The organism is Geodermatophilus sp. SYSU D00663 (assembly GCF_054050655.1).
Genome location: NZ_JBJGZT010000031.1, coordinates 1 through 22,388, shown reverse-complemented (window position 1 = coordinate 22,388; position 22,388 = coordinate 1). Strand labels below are relative to the sequence as shown.

Here is a 22,388-nt window from a genome sequence, read left to right as displayed (position 1 = left end):
ACGTGGCGCGGACCGACGACACCGTCCCGGTGCACCGTCCCGACCCCGACTCACCGGAGGCCCGTGGCGGAGCCGCGGCCGTCCTCCCCGCCGGACCCCCCGGCACCGGGCGGGCCCCCCTCGACCGCCGCCGCATCCTGGGTGCGGCCGTCGAGTTCATCGACCGGAACGGTCTCGCCGCCCTCACGATGCGGCGGCTCGGCGCCTTCCTCGGGGTGGAGGCCATGGCGCTCTACCGGTACGTGCCCGGACGCGAGCAGCTGCTCGACGGCGTCGTCGAGACCGTCATCGACGAGCTGTACGGCGATCCCGACGTGCACATGCGCGCCGCCGGCGGGTGGCAGGACTTCCTGCAGCGGCTGGCCCACGGCGTCCGGCGGATCGCCCTCGCGCACCCCGAGGTCTTCCCCCTGGTGGCCACCCGGCCGCCGGAGGCCCCCTGGGTCCGCCCGCCGCTGCGCAGCCTGCGCTGGGTCGAGTCCTTCCTCACCGCGATGACCGACAGCGGCTTCGGCGCCGAGGCGGCGGTCGCCGCGTACCGGGCCTGCTCGAGCTTCCTGCTCGGGCACCTGCTGCTCGAGGTGTCGCAGAAGGGCGTGCAGATCAGCCCCGAGGACGCGCCGGGGGGCGTCCCCGGCACCGGGACCGACCTCTCCCAGTACCCGCTCGTCACCGAACTGGAGGAGCTGCTGTCCCGGGACGAGTCGGCCGCCGAGTTCGAGGAGGCCCTCGAGAACCTGCTGGGCCGCCTGGAGTCCCTCCGGCGGGAGGGGCGCGTCCCCGGGGAGTGAGCCGGATGGGGTTTACGTCGTAAACGACGGGGCATCCCCAGGGTGGCCAGCTGACCCCCGGCACTCCGCCGCGTGAGGGAGCCGGCCGATCCCCCCTTCCGCGAGGAGCACACGTGATCGACGACCGGCAGATCAGCGACGTCATCGGCAGCACCGCCGTCGGCCCCGACGGCAAGCACGGCAGCGTCGGCGAGGTCTTCCTCGACGACGAGACCGGCCGTCCCGAGTGGGCGACCGTCCGCACCGGCCTGTTCGGCACCAAGGAGGCCTTCGTCCCCCTGGCCGACGCCACGGTCTCCGGCGGCGAGCTGCGGGTCCCCTACGACAAGGCCAAGGTCAAGGGCGCCCCGCACGTCGACGTCTCCGCCGGCCACCTGTCGCCGCAGGAGGAGCAGGAGCTCTACCGCTACTACGGCCTGGGGACCGCGGGCACCACGACCGGTCAGGCGATGACGACCGGGACGACGACCGGGACGACGACCGGCGGCCGCGCCGACCTCAGCGGCAGGGAGGGCGTCGTCGGCCGCGACACCTCGGGCCCGACGACCGACAACGCCATGACCCGCTCCGAGGAGCACCTCGAGGTGGGCACCCAGCGCGTCGAGGCCGGCCGGGCGCGGCTGCGGAAGTACGTCGTCACGGAGAACGTGAGCCAGACCGTCCCGGTCTCCCACGAGGAGGTGCGGGTCGAGCGCGAGCCCATCACCGATGCCAACATCGGCAACGCGATGGACGGGCCGGCCATCTCCGAGGAGGAGCACGAGGTCGTCCTGCACGCCGAGCGCCCCGTCGTGTCCAAGGAGGCCACGCCGGTCGAGCGCGTCCGCCTCGACACCCAGACGGTGACCGAGCAGCAGGAGGTCACCGGGCAGGTGCGCAAGGAGCAGATCGAGGTCGACGGCGACGTCGACCCGACGACCCGTCGCCGCTGACCCCACCGCGGACCGGCCGGCCCCTCGGCCGGTCCGCACCCGCGCTCCCCGATCCCGTCGGGAAGGCACCATGAGCTCCCCTCCCGGCGGCGACGCCACCTCCGGCTCGGTCGGTGCGTCGGCCACCCGCGGGAAGGCCCGTGACGCCGTCGACGCGCAGCACGAGCGCTTCGGCGGCATCACGTGGGGAGCGGCCTTCTTCGGCTGGCTGTCCGCCAACGGCCTGGCCGTGGTCCTGCTGGCCCTGCTGTCCGCCGCCGGCGTCGCCTTCGGCCTGACCCAGGTGTCCAGCGCCGACCAGGCCACCGACCAGGCCGCCGACCAGGCCGCCGACCAGGCCGCCGACCAGGCCACCGCACAGGCCGACACCATCGGCGTCATCGGCGGCACCACGCTGCTGGTCGTGCTGTTCCCGGCCCACCTCGCCGGCGGCTACGTCGCCGGGCGCACGGCCCGCTTCGACGGGGTCCGGCAGGGCATCGCCGTGTGGGTGGTCGGCCTGCTGGTCGCCGTCGTCCTCGCCGTCCTCGGCGCGGTGCTCGGCTCGGAGTACGACGTGCTCTCGCAGCTCAACCTGCCCAGCATCCCGATCGGCGGGGACACCCTGACCACCGCCGGGATCGTCGCCGGCACCGCCGCGCTCCTGGCCACGCTGCTCGGCGCGATCCTGGGCGGCAAGCTCGGTACCCGCTACCACCGCAAGGTCGACCGCGCCGGCTTCGACGTCTGAGTCCGACGCCCCGTGGGGCCGGTCCCGTCCCGGGGGCCGGCCCCACGGTCGTGTCCGGGCCCTGCGTGCGCCGTGGTGTCATGGCTGGCATGAGCGAACCCGGGCCGACGGTCCACGTCGGCGTCCCGGTGGTCCGGGCGGCCGAGCCGCGCGACGTGCCGCGCATCGCCGCCACCCTCACCGTGGCGCTGGCCGAGTCGCGGTGGGTGCGCTGGGCGCTGCCGCTGGACGGGCGCACGCAGCGGCTCACCCGGCTGGCCGAGCTCGACGCCGGCCACCGCGGGGTCGCCACCGGCACGACCTGGGTCAGCGAGGACGTCGACGCCGTCGCCTCGTGGGACGCCCCCGCCGGGGCCGCGACGCCGGTGCCGGCCGACGTCCGCGCGGCGCTGGAACGGGAGGTGCCGCGGCTGCACGCCGACCGCGCCGACGCCGTCGCCCGCACCGAGGCCCAGCTCGCCGCCGCGCTGCCCGAGGGCCCGCACTGGCGGCTGCGCGCGCTGGCCACCCGGCCGCGCTCGCGCCGTCGCGGGCTCGGCGGCGCGGTGCTCGCGCCGGTGCTGGCCCGCTGCGACGCCGACGGGGTCCCCGCCGCGCTGGTCGCCCCCGCCTGGGCGGTCGTGCGCTTCGCCCGCGGCCTGGGGTTCGAGGTGACGCAGGCGACCCGCTCGGCCGACGGGCAGCTGCCGCTGTGGGTGGCGGTGCGGCCGCCGGGCGTGCCCATGCCGGAGCTCTGACGGGGGACCCCCTCGCCCCCCACCGCTCGCAGGCGTCCTCACTCCCAGCTGCCGCGGCGGCGCTTGAGCTCGCCGCGGCGCTTCTTCTCCGCGATCCGCCGCTCCTGCGAGCCGCGGGTCGGCTTCGTGCGCCGGCGCGGCGGTGGCGGCGCGGCCAGGGCGGCGCGCAGCACCGCGGCGAGCCGCTCGCGGGCCGCGGCCCGGTTGCGCAGCTGCTGGCGGTGCTCGCCGGCGACGACGGTCAGGACGCCGTCGACCAGCCGCGGGCCCAGCCGCTCGGCCAGCCGCTGCCGCTGCCCGTCGGTCAGCCCGCGCAGCTCCAGCGGCGCGACCGACAGCTCGACGCGGGAGTCGGCGGTGTTGACGCCCTGCCCGCCCGGCCCCGAGGACCGCGAGAAGCGCCACGCCAGCGCCGCGGCGGGGACGACGAGGGAGCCGGTGACCGGGAGGTCTCCGCTGGTGTCGTCGCTGCCGGGCACGCGCCCAGTCTCGTCGACGGCCTGGTCGTCCGCGATCACGGCGCTCCCGTGGGGACACGCCGACGTCGCCCGGCGCGTCGCCACGCCAGATCCGTGATCGCGGAGGTCAGGCCGGGACCGGCGGGACGAGCGCGCCCAACAGGCGGCGCACGACCTCGACGTCGCCGTCGACGCGCAGGTCCCCGGCAGCCAGGGCGTCGTCGAGGGACCGGCGGCCGAAGGCGACCGGGCGCAGCACCGCCGGCGCGCCGGACAGGACGGCATCCGGTGCGCCGGTCGTGCCGCGGACGGCGGACAGCCGGCCGTCGGCGACGGTGAGGGTGACCCGGTCGGGCGCCGCGGGGTCGTCGACGGCGAGCTCCACCCGCGCCGACCACCCGGCCAGCCGCGCGGGGTCGGCGACGGTGCGCAGCGCGAGCACGAACGCGTCGGTACCCAGCTCACCGGCCGAGGTCTGCACCGTGCGCGAGCCCCACCGGCCGAGCGCGAGCAGCACGTCCTCGAGCTCGCGCCCGCGCGAGGTGAGCGCGTAGACCCGCCCGCCCACCGGCGGCCCGGCCATCGACCGCGTGACGATCCCGGCCGCCTCCAGGTCGCGCAGCCGCTGGCTCAGCACGGTCGGGCTGCTGGCGCCCAGCCCGCGCGCCAGGTCGGTGTAGCGCTTGGGGCCGAGCAGCAGCTCGCGGACGACGAGCAGCGCCCACCGCTCCCCCACGACGTCGAGAGCGCGGGCGACCCCGCACGGGTCGCCGTAGCTGCGGCGGTCCGGCACGCGGCCGAGGCTACCCCTTGCACTTTGTCAGACCTAGCCACTACTACTGAATCCGTAGCAACCGATCGGAGGAGGAGTCGTGGGCCGGATCAGCATCGTGGAGAACGTCAGCCTGGACGGCGTCGTGCAGGCGCCGGGCTCACCGGACGAGGACACCCGCGGCGGGTTCGCCCACGGGGGCTGGTTCGCGCCCTATCCCGACGGCGTCCTCGGCGAGGTCATGGGCCGCGGCATGGCGGGCGAGGGCGCCATGCTGTTCGGCCGGCGCACCTTCGAGTCGATGCAGGCCGCGTGGGCGGGCACCACCGACAACCCGTTCGGCCCGGTGCTCGACGCCAAGCGGAAGTACGTGGTCACCCGGGACCCGGGCTACGCACCGACGTGGGAGAACACCACGGTCCTCGCCGGCGACGCCGCCGCCACCGTCGCGGAGCTCAAGGCCACCGTCGACACCGACCTCACCGTCCTCGGCAGCCCCGACCTGCTGACCACCCTGCTCCCGGCGGGCCTGGTGGACGACGCGTGGCTCGCCGTCGCGCCGGTCGCCCTGGGCGGCGGACGCACCCTGTTCCCGGCCGGCGCGCACCTGCGCTGGGAGCTGGTCGAGTCGGTGGCGACGACGACCGGCGTCGTCCTGTCCCACTACCGCCTCGCGCGCTGAGCCCTTCCCCGCCGCCCGGGACCGTGGTGCGCTGGCCGCCGTGCCACCCACGCTCTACGAGTGGGCCGGCGGTGCACCGGCCTTCCGGCGCCTGATCGACGCGTTCTACGACCGGGTCGAGCGGGACGACCTGCTCGGCCCGCTCTTCCCCGGCGGCGTGTCCGAGGCGCACCGCGCGCACGTCACCGCCTGGTGGTGCGAGGTCTTCGGCGGCCCGCCGCTCTACACCGAGCAGCTGGGCGGGTACGAGCGGATGCTCGCCCACCACCGCCGGCTGCGGCTGGTGCCCGAGCAGCGGTTCCGCTTCGCCACGCTGATGAGCCGCGCCGCCGACGACGCCGGGCTGCCCGACGACCCCGAGTTCCGCGCGGCCTTCGTCGGCTACGTCGAGTGGGGCACCCGCCTGGCGCTGGCCAACTCGCAGGAGGGCGCCGCCGTCGTCGAGCACGCCCCGGTGCCGCGCTGGGGCTGGGGTGTGGCGCCGCCGTACCAGCCCTCGTGAGGACGATGGGGCGGTGACCTCCCTGTCCGCCGCCCTCGCCGCCGGCCCGGTCCTGCTCGACGGCGGCCTGTCCACCGAGCTCGAGGCCCGCGGGCACGACGTCGCCTCGGCGCTGTGGTCGGCGCGGCTGCTGCGCGACGACCCCGGTGCCGTCGTCGCCGCGCACGCCGCGTTCGCCGCCGCCGGGGCCCAGGTGGCGACGACGGCGAGCTACCAGGCAACCGTCGAGGGGTTCGCCGCGGCCGGGGTGGACCGGGACGAGGCGCTGGCGCTGGTCGCCCGCTCGGTGGCGCTGGCCCGGGAGGGGGCGCCGGGGTCGTGGGTCGCCGGGTCGGTCGGGCCGTACGGCGCCGCGCTGGCCGACGGCTCGGAGTACACCGGCGCCTACGCGGCCGAGGTCGGCGTCGACCGGCTGCGCGCCTTCCACCGGCCGCGGATGGCCGCGCTCGCCGACGCCGGCGCCGACGTGCTCGCCTGCGAGACGCTGCCCGCCGCCGCCGAGGTGGAGGCGGTGCTGGCCGAGGCCACGTCGCTGGGCGTGCCGGTGTGGCTGTCGCTGACCACCGTCGTCGACGCCGACGGCGTGGCGCGCACCCGCCGCGGCGAGCGCGCGGCGGACGTGTTCGCGATGGCGCGCGGGGTGCCGGAGGTGGTCGGCGTCGGCGTCAACTGCACCGACCCGGCCGGGGTGCTCCCGGCGCTGACGGCCGCGGCGGCCGCCGGGGTGCCGCTGGTGGCGTACCCCAACAGCGGGGAGGCGTGGGACGCTGCGGCGCGGCGCTGGACGGGCACCGGCGGGATCGCGGCCGGCGACGCCGCGGCGTGGGTGGCCGCGGGCGCTCGGCTGGTCGGCGGCTGCTGCCGGGTGCGCCCGGCCGACGTCGCCGCGCTGGCCCGCACGATCAGCTGAGCTGATCGTGCCGCGTCCTGGCCCACCGCCGACGGTGAGCCAGGACGCGTCAGCGTGAGCTCAGCTGATCATCCGCGGACGGCGTTACAGGATCGGGTTGCCGCCGGTCACCGCGACGCGCGCGCCCGACACGTAGGACGCCTCGTCGCTGGCCAGCAGCACGTACACCGGCGCGAGCTCGGCCGGCTGGCCGGCGCGGCCCATCGGCACCTGCTGCCCGAAGCTGGCCACCTTCTCCTCGGGCATGGTGGCGGGGATCAGCGGCGTCCAGACCGGCCCGGGCGCGACGCTGTTGGCCCGGATGCCCTTCTCCGCGTACATCTGCGCGAGGCTCGCGGTGAAGTTCGCGATGCCGGCCTTGGTCATCGCGTACGGCGCGAGGCTCGGGCTCGGCATGTCGGAGTTCACCGACGACGAGTTGATGATCGACCCGCCCGACGGCATGTGCGGGATGACGTCCTTGCAGAGGGTGAACATCGCCGTGAGGTTGGTGGCCACCGTGTGGTCCCACTCCTCGTCGGAGACCTCCTCCAGGCTGTCGTGCGACATCTGGAACGCGGCGTTGTTCACCAGGACGTCGACCTTGCCGAACTCCTCGACGGCCTTCGGGATGATCGTCTTGGCGTGCGCGCGGTCGGAGAGGTCACCGGCGACCAGCACGCACCGGCGCCCGGCCTCCTCGACGTACTTCTTGGTGTCCTCGGCGTCCTCGTGCTCGGAGAGGTAGGAGATGAGCACGTCGGCGCCCTCGCGGGCGAAGGCGATCGCGACGGCGCGACCGATGCCGCTGTCGCCGCCGGTGATGACCGCGGCCTTGCCGGTCAGCCGGCCCGACCCGCGGTAGGTCTCCTCACCGTGGTCGGGCTTGGGGTCCATCTCGCCGAGGGTCCCCGGCGGGGTCTGCTGCTGCTCGGGCTGGGACTCGGGGCGGGGTGACGACACGGGGGCTCCTCCTGCTCGCGGGACCGGCGGGCCGGGTCTGCTCCCCGTCCCGCCCTCGGCGAGCGCCTACCCGTGCGATCCCGTGCGGAACCCGGACGGCCTCAGGCCGCGCGCCGCGGCTTCGCCTGCGCGGCCGGCTGCGGCGAACCCCACCGCATCTCGATCCGGCGACGCCCGTCGGCGTCGGTCACCGTCACCCAGTGGCACTCCGGGCAGTTCTTCTCCAGCACGCGCCTCATCCACCTTCCGTTCACCTGCTGTTCACTTTGACGGACGGAGGCGATCCGCGCCACACCCCACCGGGCGGGTCGTGACCGTTTCGTGACGTCGCCCCGGCGTCCGGGAAGGCCGTGACCGTCGGGCACGCTGTTCCCCACGATGACCGCGACCGCGCCCCTCCCCCTGCTCGACGACCCCGGCGACCTCACCGCCCTCCGGGCGCGCGGCAGCGACCCCGACGAGCTGTTCACCTCCTTCGCGGCCTGGGCCGAGGACGGCGGCACGCCGCTGTACCCGCACCAGGAGGAGGCGCTGATCGAGCTGGTCAGCGGCGCGAACGTCGTCCTCGCGACGCCGACCGGGTCGGGCAAGTCCCTGGTGGCCACCGGCGCGCAGTACGCGGCGATGGCGGCCGGGCGGCGCAGCTTCTACACCGCGCCGATCAAGGCCCTGGTCAGCGAGAAGTTCTTCGCGCTGTGCGGGGTGTTCGGCGCGGCCAACGTCGGCATGCTCACCGGCGACGCGAGCGTCAACGCCGGCGCGCCGGTCATCGCCTGCACGGCCGAGGTGCTGGCCAACGTGGCGCTGCGCGAGGGCGCCGGCGCCGACATCGGCCTCGTCGTCATGGACGAGTTCCACTTCTACGGCGACCCCGACCGCGGGTGGGCCTGGCAGGTGCCGCTGCTGGAGCTCACCGACGCGCAGTTCCTCCTGATGAGCGCCACGCTCGGCAACACCGACGCGCTGCGCGAGGACCTCACCCGCCGCACCGGCCGGCCCACCGCGCTGGTCGCCGGCGCCGAGCGCCCGGTGCCGCTGCACCACTGGTACGCGACGACGCCGGCGCACGAGACCATCCAGGAGCTCCTGGACACCAGGCAGGCGCCGGTCTACGTCGTGCACTTCACCCAGGCGCAGGCGCTCGAGCGGGCACAGGCGCTGATGAGCGTCAACGTGTGCACCAAGGAGGAGAAGGCCGCGATCGCCGACGCGATCGGCGGCTTCCGGTTCACCTCGGCCTTCGGGACGACGCTGTCGCGGCTGGTGCGCCACGGCATCGGCGTCCACCACGCCGGGATGCTGCCCAAGTACCGGCGGCTGGTGGAGCAGCTGGCCCAGGCCGGGCTGCTCAAGGTCATCTGCGGCACCGACACCCTCGGCGTCGGCATCAACGTGCCGATCCGCACCGTCGTGTTCTCCGCGCTGAGCAAGTACGACGGCAGCCGCACCCGGCTGCTCAACGCCCGCGAGTTCCACCAGATCGCGGGGCGGGCCGGGCGCGCCGGCTACGACACGGCGGGCACCGTCGTCGTCCAGGCGCCGGAGCACGAGGTGGAGAACCTGCGGCAGTTCGCCAAGGTCGCCGACGACCCGAAGAAGCGCCGCAAGCTGGTCCGCAAGAAGGCGCCCGAGGGGATGGTGCCGTGGTCGAAGGCGACCATGGAGCGCCTGGTCGCCGCCGAGCCCGAGCCGCTGACCAGCCACATGCGGGTGACGACGGCGATGCTGCTCGACGTCGCCGACCGGCCCGGCGACCCGGTCGCGGCGGTGCGCCGGCTGCTCACCGACAACCACGAGCCGCGCAAGCGGCAGCTGCGGCTCATCCGCGAGGCGGTCGGCATCGCCCGCTCGCTGCTGCAGGCCGGCGTGCTGGAGCGGCTGCCCGAGCCGGAGCCCGACGGCCGCCGCTACCGGCTGACGGTCGACCTGCCGCCGGACTTCGCGCTCAACCAGCCGCTGTCGACGTTCGCCCTCGCCGCGATCGAGCTGCTCGACCCCGCCTCGGACACCTTCGCCCTCGACGTCGTCAGCGTCGTCGAGGCCACCCTCGACGACCCGCGGCAGATCCTGGCCGCGCAGCTGAACAAGGCGCGCGGCGAGGCCGTCGCGCAGATGAAGGCCGAGGGCATCGAGTACGACGAGCGGATCGAGCTGCTCGAGGACGTCACCTACCCGAAGCCGCTCGAGGAGCTGCTCGAGCACGCCTTCGCCGTCTACGTGCGCAGCAACCCGTGGGCCGCCGACGCGCACCCCTCACCGAAGTCCGTCGTCCGCGAGACGTGGGAGCGGGCGATGACGTTCAAGGAGCTGGTGTCCACCTACGGGCTGACCCGCTCCGAGGGCGCGGTGCTGCGCTACCTCTCCGACGCGGTGAAGGCGCTGCGGTCCGGCGTGCCCGCGGCCGCGCGCACCGAGGAGGTCACCGACGTCGTCGAGTGGCTGGGTGAGCTGGTGCGGCAGGTGGACTCCTCGCTGCTCGACGAGTGGGAGCAGCTGACCAGCCCGGACCAGCCGCTGGACGAGCCGGTCGCCGTCCCGGCGCGGGCCCGGCCGCTGACCGGCAACGAGCGGGCGTTCACCGCGATGGTCCGCAACGCGCTGTTCGCACGGGTGCAGCTGTGGGCGCGGCGCCGCTGGTACGACCTCGGCGAGCTCGACGCCGGCTCCGGCTGGGACGCCGAGCGGTGGGGCGAGGTGGTCCGCGGCTACTTCGCCGAGCACGCCGAGGTGGGCACCGGCGCCGACGCCCGCGGGCCGGCGCTGCTGGTGTGGGACCGGAGCGAGCCCGGTGTCTGGCGGGTGCGGCAGATCGTCGACGACCCGGCCGGCGACCACGACTGGGGCATCGACGCCGAGGTCGACCTGGCCGCCTCCGACGAGGCCGGCGAGCTGGTGCTGCGCGTCGTCGACGCCGGCCGCAAGGACGCGTGACCCCCGCCGAGGTGCTCGCCGTGCTCGCCGCCGGGGGTGCGGCGGGCGCGATCAACGCCGTCGTCGGGTCCGGGACGCTGGTGACCTTCCCGGTGCTGCTGGCCACCGGGCTGCCGCCGGTCACCGCGAGCGTGTCCAACACGCTGGGGCTCGTGCCGGGCAACGTCAGCGGCGCGGTCGGCTACCGACGGGAACTCGCCGGGCAGCGCGGGCTGGTGCTGCGGCTGCTGCCGGCGTCGGTGCTGGGCGCGCTGACCGGCGCGGTCCTGCTGCTGCACCTGCCGGCGGCGGCGTTCGAGGCGGTGGTCCCGGTCCTGGTGGGGCTGGCCGTGGTGCTGGTCGCCGTCCAGCCGCTGCTGACCCGCCGGCTGGCCGCCCGCCGCACCGACGACGGCGCGCCGCCCCGCAGGTGGCGGCTGGCCGGCCTGGTCGCCGGCGCGTACGCGACCGGCAGCTACGGCGGCTACTTCGCCGCCAGCCAGGGCGTGCTGCAGATGGGCGTGTTCGGGCTGCTGCTGGCCGAGCCGCTGCAGCGCCTCAACGCGCTCAAGAACGTGCTCAGCGCCGCGGTGAACGCCGTCGCCGCGACGGCCTACGTCGTCGTCGCCACCGACCGGGTCGACTGGGCCGCCGCCGGGCTGGTCGCCGGCGGCTCGGTGGTGGGCGGCGCGCTCGGCGCCCGGTTCGGCCGCCGGCTGCCCGCGGCGGCCCTGCGGACGGCGATCGTCGTCCTCGGCTGCGTGGCCATCGGGGTGCTGGTGGCCCGGTGAACGCGCTGGAGTGGCTGCTGCTGGTCCTCGCCGGGGTCGGCGCCGGGCTGGCGGGCAGCATCGCCGGGCTGGCCTCGCTGGTGAGCTACCCGGCGCTGCTGGCCACCGGGCTGCCGCCGGTGACCGCCAACGTCACCAACACCGTCGCGCTGGTGCTCACCAGCGTGGGGTCGGTGAGCGCGTCCCGGCCGGAGCTGGCCGGGCAGGGCCGCCGGCTGGTGCCGCTGGCCGTCGCGGGGGTCGTCGGGGGGACGGCGGGGGCCGCGCTGCTGCTGCTCACCCCGGCGGAGGCGTTCGAGCGGCTGGTCCCGCTGCTCATCGGCGGCGCGGCGCTGGCCATCCTGCTGCAGCGGCCGCCGGGCGAGCTGGCCGCGGAGGGCCGCCGGCTGCACGGCGCCCGGGACCCGTGGTGGCTGGTCGCCGGCACCGGCGTCGTCGCGGTCTACGGCGGCTACTTCGGCGCCGCCGCCGGGGTGCTGCTGCTCGCGCTGGTGCTGCTGGGCACCGGCGAGGGCCTGCCGCGCGGCAACGCGCTGAAGAACGTCGTGCTGGGTGCGGTGAACGGGGTGGCCGCCGTCGGGTTCGTGGTGCTCGCGCCGGTGGCCTGGAGCGCCGCGCTGCCGCTGGCGCTGGGCTGCCTGGCGGGGGGACGGCTCGGGCCGCGCGTCGTGCGGCGCGTGCCGCAGGCCCTCCTGCGGCGGCTGATCGCGCTGGCCGGGCTGGGCCTGGCCGTCGTCCTCGCCGTGCAGGCCTACGGATGAGGTCCCCCGGTGTGGTGCGCGCGCGGCCGCTGGACCAAGGTGACCACGGGTCGGGGGACGCGCAGGTCCGGGACGCAGCCACCGGCAGGACCGGTGACCGGGACGACGGGAGTGGACGGGTGACGGCGAGTGACGCGGCGACGCGGTTCCTGGACGCACTGCAGGACCCGCCCGGGACCGGGGAGGACGGCCCGGAGATGGTGCCCTCCCGGCTGGCCCGGGCGGCGGCCCAGGCGGTCCGGGTGGACGGCGCGGCGCTGAGCATCCACGAGGGCGCCGGGCTGCGGACGCCGATCGGCGCGAGCGACCGCACCACCTCGCGGGCCGAGCAGCTGCAGTTCACCGCCGGCGACGGCCCGTGCCTGCGCGCCCACGACACCGGCAGCGCCATCGTCTTCGACATCGAGGACATCCAGCGCAACTGGCCCGAGCTGCACGAGGCGCTGCTCGGCGAGACGCCCTACCGCGCGGTGTTCTCGGTGCCGCTGGCCCCGCCGCTGGGGCCCACGGTGATCGTCGACCTCTACGCGCGGGAGCTGGCCACGCTCACCGGCGTCCCGCGCGACGACGTCGAGGCGGTCGTCGTGTGCCTGACCGAGGAGCTGGTGCGGGCCGCCGGCGGGGTGGCCGACGAGGGCGGGGCCCGGTGGTGGGACGCCCCCGACGCCCGCCGGCGCAGCCGTGTGTGGCAGGCCACCGGCCTCGCCACGGTGGCGCTCGGCCTCGACGTCGTGGACACCCTCGCCGTGCTGCGCGCGCACGCCTTCGCCACCGGGCGGGTGGTCGACGACCTCGCCGAAGACATCGTCGCGGGTCGGCTGGACCCCGCCACGCTGAGCGACTCCGACGCGATGGGCTGACGTGCCGCTAGCGGGCCGTGTAGGCGGCGAGGAAGAGCACGAACGCGCTGGAGCCGAGCAGCAGGCGGGCCGGGGTCAGCCCGTTGATCAGCCCCGCGGTCGCCTCCACCCAGGCCGGCCGCACCGTGGCCTCCCGGGCGCCGCGGCGGACCAGCCGCACCTCGTCGGCCAGCAGTGCCCCGGCCGCGCCGAGCATCACCAGTCCGACGACGAGGAACACCAGCGCCAGGCGCTCGGCGAACGCCTCGGCCCGCCCGCCGAGCAGCAGGACGGCGACCACCCCGGCCAGCAGGCCGAGGACCGCGCCGGCGAGCGGCGCCCACGGGCCCATGCGGGTCAGCGGGTCGCTCCGGCGGGGGCGGACCACCGGCGGCCGGCCGGGCACCGGCCCGGTCGGGGAGGAGCCCGTCTCGCCGCCGGGCGCGGGCCCGCCCGTCGACGGCCCGCCCGTGCCCGGTCCGCCCGGAGGGCCGCCGGGGGCAGGGGCGGCGGTTCCGGGGGACGCCTGGCCGGCGGCGGTCGCCCCGCCCGCGCCCGGGTCGCCGGGCGGGTACTGCACGGGGGCGGTGGCGGGCGCGGTCGGCGGGGCGGGACGTGCGGGGACGGCGGGCTCGGTCATCGCCGGCGACGCTAGGACGCCCCTCCGACAGGTCCGCGCAGGTCGGCCGGGCGCGGCGGGACCCGCCGGTCCCGCCGCGGGGCGCCGCGGCGCGCGACCACGGTGCGTCGCCCCGGAGTGACGGGGCGTCAGAGCAGCCGGCGGCCGTCCTCGGCGACCACGCGCAGCCAGCGGTACCCGTAGCCCTCGAGCGCCAGCTCCGCCGCGCCGTCGTCGCCGAGGGGCGTCGTCCGGGTGACCAGCAGGTCCTCCAGCCGGTGCGAGGCGTCGCAGCCCTCGAGCACCAGCGGCACCACGCGCGGCTCGGGACCGAGGTTGTGGACGGCGACCAGCGTGCCGTCGTCCCACTCGCAGACGTGCGCGAGCACCTCGCGGTGCGGCTGCTCGATCACCCGGAACGAGCCCCAGCCCAGCTCCGGCGACTCGCGGTAGCGGCGGATGAGCAGCTTCACGAACGACAGCAGCGAGTCCGGGTCGCGGCGCTGGTCGGCGACGTTGACGAACTCCGGGGCGAAGCCGCCGGTGACCACGGGCCCGGGCAGCCGGTCGGCGTCGGCGGTCGAGAACCCGCCGTTGCGCCCGGCGGTCCACTGCATCGGCGTCCGGACGGCGAGCCGGCCCTCGGCGTCGAGGTCCTCGCCCATGCCGATCTCCTCGCCGTAGAAGAGCACCGGCGTGCCGGGCAGCGAGAACAGCAGGCTGTAGACCATGCGCACCCGCCGCGGGTCGCCGTCGAGCATGGGCGGCAGCCGGCGGCGCAGGCCGCGGCCGTAGACCTGCATGCGCTCCTCGGGGCCGAAGGCGGCGAAGACCTCCTTGCGCTCGTCCTCGGACAGCTTGTCCAGGGTGAGCTCGTCGTGGTTGCGCACGAAGGTGGCCCACTGGCTGTCGGGGTCGACGAACGGGCGCTCGACCAGCGCCTTCGTCAGCGGGCCGGCGTCGGCGCGGGCCAGGGACAGGTACATCGCCTGCATGCCGACGAAGTCGAAGAGCATGGTCAGCTCGTCGCCGTCGTCGCCGCCGAAGAAGTCGCGCTGCTGCTCGTGCGGCAGGTTCACCTCGCCCAGCAGCACGCCGCTGCCGGTGCGGCGGCTGAGGAAGGAGCGCAGCGCCCGCAGGTACTCGTGCGGGTCGGGGAAGCGGTCGGCGTCGGCGCCGCCCTCGGTCTCCAGGAAGAAGGGGACGGCGTCGACGCGGAAGCCCGACAGCCCCAGCTGCAGCCAGAAGCCCATGATCTTGGCGACCTCGTCGCGGACCCGCGGGTTGGTCACGTCGAGGTCGGGCTGCTCCTTGTAGAAGCGGTGCAGGTACCACTCCCCCGTCGGCTCGTTGAACGTCCAGACCGAGTCCTCCTGGTCGGGGAAGACGACCTGGTCGGAGGTGTCCGGCGGCTCGTCGTCGCGCCAGACGTAGAAGTCGTGGAACGGGTCGTCCTTGCTGCGCCGGCCCTGCCGGAACCACGGGTGCTCGATGGAGGTGTGGTTGACGACGAGGTCGGCGATCACCCGGATGCCGCGGTCGTTGGCGGTGCGGACGACCTCGACCAGGTCGCCGTGGCTGCCCAGCCGCGGGTCGACGCCGTAGAAGTCGGTGATGTCGTAGCCGTCGTCCCGCTCGGCCGTGGGATAGAAGGGCATCAGCCACAGGCAGGTGACGCCGAGGTCGGCGAGGTGGTCGATGCGCTGGGCCAGGCCCGCGAAGTCACCGGTGCCGTCGTCGTTCCAGTCCAGGTACGTCTCGACGTCGAGGCAGTAGACGACCGCCGTCTTCCACCACAGGTCGGCCGTGTCGGTGATCTTCATGCCCCGCGACCCTGTCGGCCCCGCGCGCCCCGGGCAACAGGACGGTGGGGTCTCGCTGGACCCGCGCTCCTCCGGGAGTCGATCACCGGCTGCGTGTCCGCGACACGCGCCGACACGCCGACGGGAGCGGCACGGACCCGATCGTCAACGCGCGGGGGGCCGGCCCTCGGGGAGCACGGTGGGCGCCCCGGGCTCGGGCTCCTGCCGCGGACGGCGCGGCCCGCCGGGACCGTCGAGCGCCACCGCCGGCTCGGGCTCGGTGACGCCGAGCTGCGGCAGCACGTGCTCGCCGAACGCGTCGAGGAAGGGCCGCTGCTCCTTGCCCACGTGGTGCAGGTAGATCTCGTCGAAACCGAGCTCGACGTACTCCGCCAGCCAGGCGGCGTGCTGCCCGAGGTCGGAGCTGACCCGCACCGCGCCCTCCACCGCCTCCTGCGGTGTGTACGCGCTGGCCTGCTCGAACGCCTCCGGCCCGTCGAGGTCCCAGCACAGCGGCGGCGGGAAGGTGTTGGTGAACCACTGCTCGTGGGCGATGGCTCGCGCGCGCTCCGGGTCGGGGTCCCAGCACAGGTGGACCTGCAGCACCAGTCGGCCCTGGCCGCCGGCGTCCCGGTAGGCGCCGACCAGCTCGCGCAGGGTCTCGTGCGGCTGGTTGATGGTGATGAACCCGTCGGCCCAGTCGGCGTGCCGCCGCGCCGTCGGGACGCTCATCACCGGGCCGATCAGCGCCGGCTGCTGCTCGGGCAGCGACCAGATGCGCGCCCGCTCGACGGCCACGAGGCCGCGGTGGGTGACCTCCTCGCCGGCCAGCAGCGCCCGGATGACGTCGACGCACTCGCGCAGCCGCGCGTCGCGCACCCGCTTGGGCGGCCACGGCGTGCCGGTGATGCGCTCGTTCATCACCTGCCCGCTGCCCAGCGCCATCCAGAACCTGCCGGGGAACATCGCCGCCAGCGTCGCCGCACCCTGCGCGATGACCGCCGGGTGGTACCGCTGCCCGGGGGCGTTGACCACCCCGCAGGGCAGGCCGGTGGTGGCGAGCGCGGCGCCGAGCCACGACCAGGCGAACCCGGAGTGCCCCTGGTTGGAGTTCCAGGGCGCGAAGTGGTCCGAGCACATCGCCGCGGTGAAGCCCACCTCCTCCGCGTGCTGGACGGCGGCCAGCAGATCGGCCGGGTGCACCTGCTCGTGCGAGTTGTGGAAGCCGATCACGGTCACCGGTCGTGCCTACCGCAGCCGGGGCCGCCCGGCCAGGCGACGGCCCAGCTCAGCCCGGCAGCCCAGCCCAGCAGCCCAACCCAGCAGCCCGGCCACCCGCGCGGGGTCCGTGGCGACGTCGAGGTGTGCGCCGCGGCCGTCGCCGGCGACCGGCCGGCCGCGGACCCGGGCGGCCACCGGGTCCTGCACCAGCCCCCCGGAGGTCGGGGACGGCGGCCCTGGCGCCGCGGGCGCGCAGCTCCGCGGCGAGCGGGCCGAGCGCCGCGGGGCCGGGCAGTGGTGGGTGCACGAGCAGCCAGTCCACGGGCCCGGCCTGCCGCACGCGGCGGGAGCGGTGAGCGGGGTAACCGGCACCACTGCGTCCCCTGCGCTGCGATCACCCCCGCGCGCCCGGAGGATCGGGGGGTGACACGCACCCCCGACACCGACCGGTGGGGCATCGACGCCACCTGGCTCGACGCCCTCGACGAGGAACACGAGGTCGCCCAGGCCACCATCGACCGCCTGCGGGAGGTGATCGGCGAGCCGCCGGAGGACCTCGAGCACCGGGCGCCCATCGTCGCCCGCCCCGGCGACGTCCTGGAGGTCGACGAGGCCGAGGTGACCCTCGAGGACGGGTCCACCCGGCACGTCGACGGCGAGCTGCCCGCCGACTTCCCGCTCGGCTACCACTGGCTGCAGGCGCCCGGCGGCCCGCGGCGCCGGCTGATCGTGTCCCCCGGTCGGTGCTGGCTGCCCGAGGACCGCGCGTGGGGTTGGGCGGTGCAGCTCTACGCCACCCGCAGCCGCGGCAGCTGGGGCATCGGCGACCTCGCCGACCTGCGCGCCGTCCGTGAGATGGCCGCCGGCCAGGGCGCGGGCTTCGTGCTGATCAACCCGCTGCACGCCGTCGCGCCGACGCCGCAGCAGGAGGCCAGCCCCTACCTGCCGGCCACCCGCCGCTTCCGCAACCCCGTGTACCTCCGCGTCGAGGAGGTGCCCGGCGCCGACCGCGTCGACCTCGACGGCGACGCCGGCCGCGCCCTGTCCGAGGGCGACCTGATCGACCGCGACGCGATCTGGGCCCGCAAGCGCGAGGCGCTGCGCCGGGTGTTCGACGCCACCGGCCGCGACGACCCCGCCTTCCCCGACTGGTGGTGGCACCAGGGGCAGAAGCTGCAGGACTGGGCCACCTGGTGCGCCCTGGCCGACGTCCACGGCCCCGACTGGCACACCTGGCCCGAGGAGCTGCGCGACCCGCGCAGCGGCGCCGTCGGCTCCTTCGCGGCCGAGCACGAGCGCGACGTCGCCTTCCACGCCTGGCTGCAGTGGTGCCTGTCGCTGCAGCTCGAGCGCGCCGCGGAGGGCATGACGGTCATCCAGGACCTGCCCATCGGCGTGGCCGGCGGCGGCGCCGACGCCTGGACCTGGCAGGGGGTGCTCGCGCAGGGCGCGACCGTCGGGGCGCCGCCGGACGAGTTCAACGCGCAGGGCCAGGACTGGGGCTCCCCGCCGCTGGTGCCGTGGCGGCTGCAGGAGTGGGACTACGAGCCGTTCGTCGAGTCCATCCGCGCGACGATGGCCGGCGCCGGCGGCCTGCGCATCGACCACGTGATGGGCCTGTTCCGGCTGTGGTGGGTGCCCTCGGGCGGCAGCGCAGCCGACGGCGCCTACGTCCGCTACCCCGCCGAGGACCTGCTGGACATCGTGGCACTGGAGAGCCACCGGGCGCGGGCCGTCGTCGTCGGCGAGGACCTCGGCACGGTCGAGGACGGCGTCCGGGAGGCCATGGCCGAGCACGGCATCCTCAGCTACCGGCTGCTGTGGTTCGAGGACGACGACCCCGCCGAGTGGCCCGAGGAGGCCATGGCCGCGATCACCACCCACGACCTGCCCACCGTGGCGGGACTGTGGACCGGGGCCGACGTCGAGGAGCAGCGCGAGCACGGCACCGGCAGCGACGAGGAGCTCGAGCGCGGCCGGCGGTCGCTGCTGGAGCGGCTGCCGGGGCTGCGGAGGAACGCGAAGCCGGAGACGGCGGTCAAGCGGGCGCACGAGCTGCTCGGGCGGGCGCCGTCGCTGCTGTTGTCGGCCACCCTCGACGACGCGCTCGCCGTCCGCCGCCGGCCCAACATGCCCGGCACCACCGACCGGCCCAACTGGTCGCTGCCGCTGCCGGTGCCCGTCGAGGAGCTCGCGGGGCACCCGCTGCTGCAGGAGGTCGCGCAGACCCTCGCCGCGGGCGTGCTCGCGACGACCGACCCCGAGGAGGACGCGATCGGCGAGCAGGCCGGCGGGGAGGCCCGTCGGGACTGACCGGCCCGCGGGACGAGTCCGGCGCGGCACCCGCTCGGGGTGCCGCGCCGGACGCGTTCTCAGCCGCGGATCAGGACTCGCGGCCGTCCTGCTCGCTGCTGCCGGTGCCACGGCCCTGGGTCAGGACGTCGCCCCTGCCGGGACCACCGACGAGCGTGTCGTCGCCGTTCCCGCCGGCGAGCGTGTCGAGGCCGAACCCGCCGAGCAGCACGTCGGCACCGTTCTCCCCGGAGAGCGTGTCGTCGCCGGCGCCGCCGCAGACGACGTCGTCGCCGTTGCCGCCGCTGATGGTGTCCTCGCCGCCGAGACCCGTGATCACGTCGACGCCGTTGGTGCCGCGCAGGACGTCGTCCCCGGGGGTGCCGGTGATGGTGGGCCGCAGGCCGTTGCAGCGCTCCTGCAGGTCGATCCCGACGACCAGCGGGTCGTGGTCGCTGGAGCGGTAGGGGTCCGGCGCGTACAGGGCCGGGTCACCGGTGTACTGGTAGGCGAACGACTCGACCGAGTTGATGTTCCAGTGGGCCGTGTCGGTGACCTTGTCCGCCAGCGACGCCGTGGCCAGCGCGTGGTCGAGCGAGCCGGAGAGCTCGTCGTACACGTAGCTGTACCGGCCCGGGTCGAGCGCCTCGCCGAGGTCGGTGAACCCGGCCTCGCGCAGGACCTCGATCGGGTCCTCCTGCGAGTAGGCGTTGAGGTCGCCCTGCAGGATCACATCCGGGTCGCCGGTGCTCCGGGCGAGCTGGGCGGCGAAGGCTGCCACCGACCGCGCCTGGCGGACGCGGTCGCCGTTCCACTCCCCCTGACCGTCACCGGTGTCGACGTTGTCGCCGGTCGGGTCGCCGGGGCTCTTGGACTTGAAGTGGTTGGCGACCACGGTGAACGCGTCACCGTCCTTGACGAAGGTCTGGGCCTGCGGCTCGCGTGCGTTGGACCACACCGCCTCGTCGACCAGGCCGACCGGGTCACCCACCGGCTGGACGACGTCGTTGCGGTAGATGACCGCGTTGCGGATGACGTCGCGGTCGACGGCGTAGAGCTCATCCGGCATCGGCACGTGGCTCCAGACCGGCGAGCCCTCCGCGGCGTTGAGCCGACGGACCAGGTCGGCCAGTGCCGTGTCCGCGTTCCCGGGGGTCAACCCGGTGGAGTCGGTGTCCTCCATCTCGAGCAGGGTGACGACGTCGGCGCCGAGACCACGGATCGCCGCGACCTCCTTGGCCGCCTGCTCCTCGAGCTCGGTCTGGTCGGCGGCACCCCGGCCCTCCCCGCCGAAGGTCAGGAAGTAGTTGAGCACGTTGAACGTGCCCAGCCGGACGTCGCCGCCGATCGGCGCCGGAGCGGCGGGGCGCGTGTTCTGCGGCGCGAAGACGTCGGCGGCGGTGCCGTCGGCCGGCTGCAGGCGGTAGGTGCCGAAGCCCTCGCCGAGGACCAGCGACTCCTGGAGACGCAGCTGGTCACCGACCCGCACCGGGGTGGTGGGCGACAGGTGGGGCCGCGTGGTCACCGTGACACGAGCACTGACGCCGTCGTCGAGGGTGATCTTGCGGGCGGCGTTGTCCGCCGCCACGGCCTCGGCTGCGTCGGAACCCGGGCGGGCGATCTCCGTGGGCTGCACCAGCACGCCACCCGCGGAGAGGGTCAGCTCGCCGTAGCTGGTGAGGTCGTAGACCTCGCTGACGGTGAGCTGGTCGGCCGGGGCGACGCGCATGCCCTCGAGCCGCTCGCGGGTAGCGGCGTCGGCAGGCAGGTCGAGCGGGGCGGCCGGCGGCAGGCTCGCCGCGGTGCCGTCGGCGCAGACCGCGACGTCGGTGCGCGCGGCGATCTGCGTCTGGCCGCTGTACTCCTGCACCTGGCCGGTCACGGCGATGGTGTCGCCGAGGTCGACCGCCACGGGGCTGAAGACGAAGACGCCGTCGGAGGTGACGGCGCTGCCGTCGCCGTCAGCGTCCTGCAGATAGAAACCGGACAGACCCGGGACATCGCCAACGACCACGCCACGCACGGTGACCGTCTGCCCGGTGATCGGGCTGGCGGCGCCGTCGCCCTGGACAGCGCCGATCTCGTGCGTGGGCGTCGCGTCGCAGCCGCCGGTCGTCACGGGCGGCGGCGTCGCGGGTGCGGCCGCGTTGACCGCGCCCTTCGACGTGGTCGCGGGACCCGCCCACACCAGCGCGTCACTGGCCGCGTCGTAGGTCCGCGAGAGCGACTGCCCTGCGGGCTCGGTACCGGCCTCGCTCACCCCGATCCCCGTGCTGAGCATGCCGCTCGCCGGGCCGGCCGTCGCCGTGAACTGGCCCTCGTAGGACAGGAACTCGAGGACCTCGGTGCCGCGCACGAGTGCCACACCGTCAGGGGAACCGTTCTGGATGCCGCTGGTCGGCCCGGCGACGACCGCGACCGCGGGCCCGTCTGGAGGCGCGGTGACCGACGGGACGTCCAGCGTCGCGTACGAGGCTCCCCCACTGCCGTTGTAGAGGACGACCGAGAGCCCCGCTGAACTCATACCGGCCGGGATGTGGATCTCGACGAACTCGTCGGCGTCAGCGCCGGCGTTGTCGTAGTGGATCTCGGAGATGAACGGGGCGGTCGGCGCGGCCGCGGAGGCGGTGGCCGGGAGACCCACGACGGCGACGGCCACGGCAGCGGCGCCGAGTGCCGCCCGGCGCGCGAGCAGGCGCCGGGAGCCGGTTGATGAGAGCACGGAGGACCCTTCGGGCAGGTGCCAGGACGTGAGCGACGCTAAGCAGTCGCGGTGCACACTCCAACAACGATGAGTGACGAGTGGGTGACTCCCCGCACGGAGTGTGACCGGGATCACCGACATGTCGGCGTGTCGCCGAGTCGACACGCCGACACGGCGACACGGCGCCCGCAGCCCGCCGTCCGAACACGTGTTCGACCACCGTGTCAGACTGCCCGGGTGGCAGGCGGGATGCAGCGGGGCAGGTCGCAGCCGTCGCTCGGCGAGCGCGCCGCGGACTCCGGCGTCGCGCCGGCCCCGCCCCCGGGGGCACCGCCGCCCCGGCCGCCTGCGAGGGAGCCGGCGGCGGGCCGGCACTGCTGGGTGCTGACCCCGCCCGGTGCGGACGGGACCGTCCCCGGCCTGCTGGTGGAGTGGCGCCAGTCCGCCGGCGGCTGGCAGGGCCGGGTCGCCTACGCCGTCCCCGGGCCGCACGGCCCGGTGCTCGTCGAGGCCTGGTTGCCGGCCGGGTCGCTCGAGCAGCGCTAGGGGTTTCCCGCCCCCTTCGACGGCTATGGCCTCCGGGACCGATCGACGACGACGCAGCGGAGGCACTGCGATGACCGAACCCGACCGCCCGACCCTCGACGACGTCATGGACACCGAGGAGTCGGCGCCGCGCGACCGTCAGCAGCACGGCAAGACCGACCCGCGGCCCGACGACGACTGGCTGCAGCACCGCACCGAGCAGGAGCGGCAGGCCGTCGGCTCCGACGACGCCGACCCGGCCGGCGCGGAGTTCCACTCCGCCACCGACTGAGGGAGGACCCTCCTGCTCCCGACCCCTCGCTGGGCTCGCGCGGGTCCCTGCAGGAGGGCCGCACAGCCCGTCATCTCCCGGGGGGGGGGGGGGGGGGGGGGGGCCCCCCCCCCCCCCCCCCCCCCCCGCCCCGCCGCCCCCCCCCCCACCACCCCCACCACCCCCCCCCCCCCCCC

General features: G+C 75.6%; 23 protein-coding genes. 14 read left to right on the top strand and 9 right to left on the bottom strand.

What is annotated here, in order from left to right:
• Positions 1-2: 2 nt before the first annotated feature.
• The 4 genes from ACI79Z_RS19930 to ACI79Z_RS19915 all read left to right on the top strand — a co-directional run bounded on the left by ACI79Z_RS19930 (position 3) and on the right by ACI79Z_RS19915 (position 3,190).
• A complete protein-coding gene (locus tag ACI79Z_RS19930; RefSeq protein ID WP_456903595.1) occupies positions 3-791 on the top strand; it encodes a TetR/AcrR family transcriptional regulator C-terminal domain-containing protein in 789 nt (262 codons plus the stop codon).
• 113 nt (positions 792-904) lie between these two features.
• Positions 905-1,723: a DUF2382 domain-containing protein gene (locus tag ACI79Z_RS19925; protein ID WP_456903594.1), complete on the top strand. Its 819-nt coding sequence runs from the start codon at positions 905-907 to the stop codon at positions 1,721-1,723.
• 70 nt (positions 1,724-1,793) lie between these two features.
• Positions 1,794-2,453: a hypothetical protein gene (locus tag ACI79Z_RS19920; protein WP_456903593.1), complete on the top strand. Its 660-nt coding sequence runs from the start codon at positions 1,794-1,796 to the stop codon at positions 2,451-2,453.
• Positions 2,454-2,542: 89 nt separating this feature from the next.
• Complete coding sequence (locus tag ACI79Z_RS19915; protein WP_456903592.1) at positions 2,543-3,190, top strand: N-acetyltransferase; 648 nt, start codon at positions 2,543-2,545, stop codon at positions 3,188-3,190.
• 38 nt (positions 3,191-3,228) lie between these two features.
• Here ACI79Z_RS19915 and arfB read toward each other — a convergent pair whose 3' ends face one another.
• Together arfB and ACI79Z_RS19905 are read right to left on the bottom strand one after the other, a co-directional pair.
• Positions 3,229-3,708: an alternative ribosome rescue aminoacyl-tRNA hydrolase ArfB gene (gene arfB / locus ACI79Z_RS19910; protein ID WP_387987001.1), complete on the bottom strand. Its 480-nt coding sequence runs from the start codon at positions 3,706-3,708 to the stop codon at positions 3,229-3,231.
• A gap of 67 nt (positions 3,709-3,775) precedes the next feature.
• Positions 3,776-4,441 (bottom strand): winged helix-turn-helix transcriptional regulator, encoded by a 666-nt coding sequence (locus ACI79Z_RS19905; protein WP_456903591.1) that lies wholly within the window; start codon positions 4,439-4,441, stop codon positions 3,776-3,778.
• A 79-nt stretch (positions 4,442-4,520) separates the two neighbouring features.
• On the opposite strand from ACI79Z_RS19905, the gene ACI79Z_RS19900 reads away from it, so the two are divergent.
• Genes ACI79Z_RS19900 through mmuM form a run of 3 tightly spaced genes read left to right on the top strand, consistent with a single transcriptional unit; the run spans position 4,521 to position 6,514 of the window.
• The gene (locus ACI79Z_RS19900) at positions 4,521-5,102 is read left to right on the top strand and encodes a dihydrofolate reductase family protein (protein ID WP_456903590.1); all 582 of its coding nucleotides are present in this window, start codon (positions 4,521-4,523) and stop codon (positions 5,100-5,102) included.
• Between the two features lie 40 nt (positions 5,103-5,142).
• Positions 5,143-5,604, top strand: a complete 462-nt coding sequence (locus tag ACI79Z_RS19895; protein ID WP_387986994.1) for a group II truncated hemoglobin — start codon at positions 5,143-5,145, stop codon at positions 5,602-5,604.
• Between the two features lie 13 nt (positions 5,605-5,617).
• Entirely contained in the window at positions 5,618-6,514 is an 897-nt protein-coding gene (gene mmuM, locus ACI79Z_RS19890; RefSeq protein ID WP_456903589.1) for a homocysteine S-methyltransferase, read from the top strand.
• 84 nt (positions 6,515-6,598) lie between these two features.
• Here mmuM and ACI79Z_RS19885 read toward each other — a convergent pair whose 3' ends face one another.
• Together ACI79Z_RS19885 and ACI79Z_RS19880 are read right to left on the bottom strand one after the other, a co-directional pair.
• Positions 6,599-7,456, bottom strand: coding sequence for an SDR family oxidoreductase (locus ACI79Z_RS19885; RefSeq protein WP_387986989.1), 858 nt, complete (start codon positions 7,454-7,456; stop codon positions 6,599-6,601).
• Positions 7,457-7,557: 101 nt separating this feature from the next.
• The gene (locus ACI79Z_RS19880; RefSeq protein WP_387986986.1) at positions 7,558-7,695 is read right to left on the bottom strand and encodes a hypothetical protein; all 138 of its coding nucleotides are present in this window, start codon (positions 7,693-7,695) and stop codon (positions 7,558-7,560) included.
• A 139-nt stretch (positions 7,696-7,834) separates the two neighbouring features.
• On the opposite strand from ACI79Z_RS19880, the gene ACI79Z_RS19875 reads away from it, so the two are divergent.
• The 4 genes from ACI79Z_RS19875 to ACI79Z_RS19860 all read left to right on the top strand — a co-directional run bounded on the left by ACI79Z_RS19875 (position 7,835) and on the right by ACI79Z_RS19860 (position 12,778).
• Positions 7,835-10,387, top strand: a complete 2,553-nt coding sequence (locus ACI79Z_RS19875; protein WP_387986984.1) for a DEAD/DEAH box helicase — start codon at positions 7,835-7,837, stop codon at positions 10,385-10,387.
• Positions 10,384-11,157 carry a sulfite exporter TauE/SafE family protein gene (locus tag ACI79Z_RS19870; protein ID WP_456903588.1) on the top strand — a complete coding sequence of 258 codons (774 nt, stop codon included), beginning with the start codon at positions 10,384-10,386 and terminating at the stop codon, positions 11,155-11,157. The genes ACI79Z_RS19875 and ACI79Z_RS19870 overlap by 4 nt, the downstream gene beginning before the upstream one ends.
• Positions 11,154-11,918, top strand: coding sequence for a sulfite exporter TauE/SafE family protein (locus ACI79Z_RS19865; protein WP_456903587.1), 765 nt, complete (start codon positions 11,154-11,156; stop codon positions 11,916-11,918). The genes ACI79Z_RS19870 and ACI79Z_RS19865 overlap by 4 nt, the downstream gene beginning before the upstream one ends.
• 119 nt (positions 11,919-12,037) lie before the next feature.
• The gene (locus ACI79Z_RS19860; RefSeq protein WP_456903586.1) at positions 12,038-12,778 is read left to right on the top strand and encodes a hypothetical protein; all 741 of its coding nucleotides are present in this window, start codon (positions 12,038-12,040) and stop codon (positions 12,776-12,778) included.
• A 7-nt stretch (positions 12,779-12,785) separates the two neighbouring features.
• Here the strand turns inward: ACI79Z_RS19860 and ACI79Z_RS19855 are convergent, their stop codons facing one another.
• The 4 genes from ACI79Z_RS19855 to ACI79Z_RS19840 form a co-directional block, all read right to left on the bottom strand.
• Positions 12,786-13,397, bottom strand: a complete 612-nt coding sequence (locus tag ACI79Z_RS19855; RefSeq protein WP_456903585.1) for a hypothetical protein — start codon at positions 13,395-13,397, stop codon at positions 12,786-12,788.
• 128 nt (positions 13,398-13,525) lie between these two features.
• Complete coding sequence (locus tag ACI79Z_RS19850; RefSeq protein WP_456903584.1) at positions 13,526-15,199, bottom strand: alpha-amylase family protein; 1,674 nt, start codon at positions 15,197-15,199, stop codon at positions 13,526-13,528.
• 144 nt (positions 15,200-15,343) lie between these two features.
• Complete coding sequence (locus tag ACI79Z_RS19845; protein WP_387986968.1) at positions 15,344-16,417, bottom strand: TIGR03885 family FMN-dependent LLM class oxidoreductase; 1,074 nt, start codon at positions 16,415-16,417, stop codon at positions 15,344-15,346.
• A gap of 9 nt (positions 16,418-16,426) precedes the next feature.
• The gene (locus tag ACI79Z_RS19840; protein WP_456903583.1) at positions 16,427-16,606 is read right to left on the bottom strand and encodes a hypothetical protein; all 180 of its coding nucleotides are present in this window, start codon (positions 16,604-16,606) and stop codon (positions 16,427-16,429) included.
• A gap of 216 nt (positions 16,607-16,822) precedes the next feature.
• On the opposite strand from ACI79Z_RS19840, the gene malQ reads away from it, so the two are divergent.
• A complete protein-coding gene (gene malQ / locus ACI79Z_RS19835) occupies positions 16,823-18,712 on the top strand; it encodes a 4-alpha-glucanotransferase (protein ID WP_456903582.1) in 1,890 nt (629 codons plus the stop codon).
• Positions 18,713-18,782: 70 nt separating this feature from the next.
• On the opposite strand, the gene ACI79Z_RS19830 is transcribed toward malQ, so the two are convergent.
• A complete protein-coding gene (locus tag ACI79Z_RS19830; protein ID WP_456903581.1) occupies positions 18,783-21,413 on the bottom strand; it encodes an ExeM/NucH family extracellular endonuclease in 2,631 nt (876 codons plus the stop codon).
• 219 nt (positions 21,414-21,632) lie between these two features.
• Between ACI79Z_RS19830 and ACI79Z_RS19825 the strand changes: the two genes are divergently transcribed.
• Together ACI79Z_RS19825 and ACI79Z_RS19820 are read left to right on the top strand one after the other, a co-directional pair.
• Entirely contained in the window at positions 21,633-21,941 is a 309-nt protein-coding gene (locus tag ACI79Z_RS19825; RefSeq protein WP_456903580.1) for a hypothetical protein, read from the top strand.
• A gap of 70 nt (positions 21,942-22,011) precedes the next feature.
• The gene (locus ACI79Z_RS19820; protein WP_387986958.1) at positions 22,012-22,212 is read left to right on the top strand and encodes a hypothetical protein; all 201 of its coding nucleotides are present in this window, start codon (positions 22,012-22,014) and stop codon (positions 22,210-22,212) included.
• Positions 22,213-22,388 lie beyond the last annotated feature (176 nt).

What these genes read in the sequence shown, in the direction of transcription:
- ACI79Z_RS19850 (WP_456903584.1), bottom strand. Translation starts at nt 15,199, where the DNA reads ATGAAGATCACCGACACGGCCGACCTGTGGTGGAAGACGGCGGTCGTC.
- ACI79Z_RS19820 (WP_387986958.1), top strand. Translation starts at nt 22,012, where the DNA reads ATGACCGAACCCGACCGCCCGACCCTCGACGACGTCATGGACACCGAG.
- ACI79Z_RS19915 (WP_456903592.1), top strand. Translation starts at nt 2,543, where the DNA reads ATGAGCGAACCCGGGCCGACGGTCCACGTCGGCGTCCCGGTGGTCCGG.
- ACI79Z_RS19875 (WP_387986984.1), top strand. Translation starts at nt 7,835, where the DNA reads ATGACCGCGACCGCGCCCCTCCCCCTGCTCGACGACCCCGGCGACCTC.
- ACI79Z_RS19855 (WP_456903585.1), bottom strand. Translation starts at nt 13,397, where the DNA reads ATGACCGAGCCCGCCGTCCCCGCACGTCCCGCCCCGCCGACCGCGCCC.
- ACI79Z_RS19880 (WP_387986986.1), bottom strand. Translation starts at nt 7,695, where the DNA reads ATGAGGCGCGTGCTGGAGAAGAACTGCCCGGAGTGCCACTGGGTGACG.
- ACI79Z_RS19920 (WP_456903593.1), top strand. Translation starts at nt 1,794, where the DNA reads ATGAGCTCCCCTCCCGGCGGCGACGCCACCTCCGGCTCGGTCGGTGCG.